The organism is uncultured Marinobacter sp., assembly GCF_963974375.1.
GTDB lineage: Bacteria > Pseudomonadota > Gammaproteobacteria > Pseudomonadales > Oleiphilaceae > Marinobacter.
Genome location: NZ_CAXBDN010000408.1, coordinates 1 through 2,277 on the forward strand (window position 1 = coordinate 1; position 2,277 = coordinate 2,277).

Annotated in this window: 2 protein-coding genes and 1 pseudogene; 1 reads left to right on the forward strand and 2 read right to left on the reverse strand. The window is 60.9% G+C overall.

The genetic code is table 11. The annotated features are described in order from the left end of the window. Positions 1 to 864 (forward strand): annotated as a pseudogene (locus AAC035_RS20775) (histidine kinase); the annotation flags it as partial. 90 nt (positions 865 to 954) lie between these two features. Here AAC035_RS20775 and AAC035_RS20780 read toward each other — a convergent pair. Together AAC035_RS20780 and AAC035_RS20785 are read right to left on the reverse strand one after the other, a co-directional pair. Further along, positions 955 to 1,548: a hypothetical protein gene (locus tag AAC035_RS20780; protein WP_339807023.1), complete on the reverse strand. Its 594-nt coding sequence runs from the start codon at positions 1,546 to 1,548 to the stop codon at positions 955 to 957. Positions 1,549 to 1,664: 116 nt separating this feature from the next. Beyond that, positions 1,665 to 2,277 (reverse strand): amidase family protein (locus AAC035_RS20785; protein WP_339807024.1); only part of this gene is annotated, 613 nt, incomplete at its 5' end.

Sequence of the window (2,277 nt, forward strand, 5' to 3'; positions counted from 1 at the left end):
CAGAAGGCCGTGCTTCACACCACCTTTCCGGAAATTACCCGGGGACTGGCGGAAGCCTGGGCGCTGGGGCCGTTTATCCGCGATGTGGTTTCGTCCAACCGCCCGAATTCCGCCGCCAGCAGCCTGGCAAGGCATTCTGTACGAATGGCCGAACTGGCGGAGGATGGCTGGCGCTCGCCGGAGATGGACAAGTTAATGGAAGCCATTGGCAAGGATATCGATGAAACCCCCGCAGCGGTCAGGGATCGCGCCAGACTCAACGCCACCGAAGCCGGCAAGGTTGCGGTGTCCCTCGGCATTCCCCAGGTGCAGGCACTGATGCCCGGCGCTGCAGGGGAGCTGGAAGCACCGGCACCACCGGTCATTGACCCGGATCTGCAACTGCGTATCCTGCGGGAACTGGCCCAGAGCCTGACTGAAAAGCCGGACCTGAATACTATCTGCCAGCTGGTCATGGAAGGCATGCAGAGGGGTATTGGCCTGAAGAGAGTGGCCCTGCTCATGTCTGACCGGGAGGCGGGCAAACTGGTCCTGCGCATGTGTGCCGGTCCGGAAACCGAGAGCTGGCGCGCCAGCTTCACTATCCCTCGCGATGGTACCGGCCCCCTGGGCCATCTGTTGCCTCATGGCAGTTGCTCGATATTCCGGCCACCAAGGCATCCCGAAGAGCAGGCCTTCGATCCCTGGCTGGGCCGGATACCGGCACTGACGGGCCCGTTACTGGCAAATGGCCGGATGCTGGGGATGTTCTATGCAGACTTCGGTGCCAATGGCAGTGAGCCCGGCCAGGAACAGCTGAACGCCTTCAGCCACTTCATCCAGCATGCCCAGCTATGCCTGGTATTGCTGACCCACAAGCACTGACCGGCCTGAAAATCCTGCCGTTGCCAGAAACAGAAAGGCCACGACACCGGAGACGGTACGTGGCCTTTCATCGTTAACCAGCGAATCTGATCAGTGCAGAGCCCGCATCTGACGGGGGTAGAGTGCAGCAGTCACTTCAGGTTCTGCCAGAAAATCTGCCAGATCCTGATCCGTTTCCGGAGGCATCGCTTCATTCGGGAAAGGGTCAAACAGGGTGTTCAGCCACGCAGTGACCGAAGGTGCTTCATCCCTTTCATACTCGTTTGACAGGGCGCCTATCGAGCGGAACCCGATAATGCGCTGATGCCGGGGATCCCGGATCTGCTCGAAGCCCCGCCAGTAAACACGATCACGGGTGTGCAACTGGACGAACAGGGTATCAATCGGATCCTGGACATCTTCTTCAGTGTCGGTCCGGGCGTCTGCCTGAGCCGCCGGGCGTTCCCGGATCGTGGTCCAGGCAGGGTATAGCAGAGCAACTGCGTCTGCCTCAACATGCTCTCTTGCCGCCCGCAGAATCAGGGCCCAGCGAGCCTTGTCGGCATCCGTTTCAAGGGAGTTGATAGGAAGGTCGTAGCTCTGGTCATTGGAGAGCACTATGGCCATGATCGGCGCATCGAGTTCTCCCATGGCTTCAGCCTGGGCTACCGACACCAGTTCTTCGATTGCCATCGGTTGGTTCATAAACACTCGCCTCCTCGATGCCATCAGCTGTGGAACGGACAGCGGGACCGCTGCCCGTTAGTCACAGCATAGCCTGTAACTGACAGGAAAATAAACGTGTGTTTTGGGGAAGCGGATCACACCACGGCCTGATTTTCGCCCTTTGCCCACAGATTCTCATAGCGGCTGTACCAGGGCGAGGCTTCCTCCAGCTGTGACGCCAGCTGCAGCAGCAGGTCCTCACGACCATGGGCCGCTCCGAACTGCACCCCTACCGGCAGGCCGTCAGCAGACCAGTTCAGTGGCACCGACATAGCCGGGGTGCCGGTCAGGTTGGCAAGCTGGGTGAAGGGTGTGCGGGCCAGATTATCCATGGCCAGCTGGTCGATCATGCCGATCTTGTGAACCAGACCGCCGGCACGGGCCCTGAGCACCAGCTGCGAGGCCAGCCGCATGGCCGGCGGTGTCGCCAGCTCACCAATCCTGGCAGGGGGCTGCGCCACAGTCGGGCAAAGGTACAGGTCGCAGTCACCGAAGAAGCGGCCCATGGCCCGGGCAAAGTCGTTCCACTGCTGGCGCATCCGGACATAGTCCGGTAGCGGGAAGCTGCGACCCAGCATGGCCAGCAGACGGGTATCCAGCTCGAAATCCCGGTCGCTGGCACCCAGGTCCTTTGCTTTGGCCATCAGCGCTGAAACCTCACCGAAGTAGAGCGCCAGATAGCAGCGGGCAAGTGCCGGGCCATCAAAC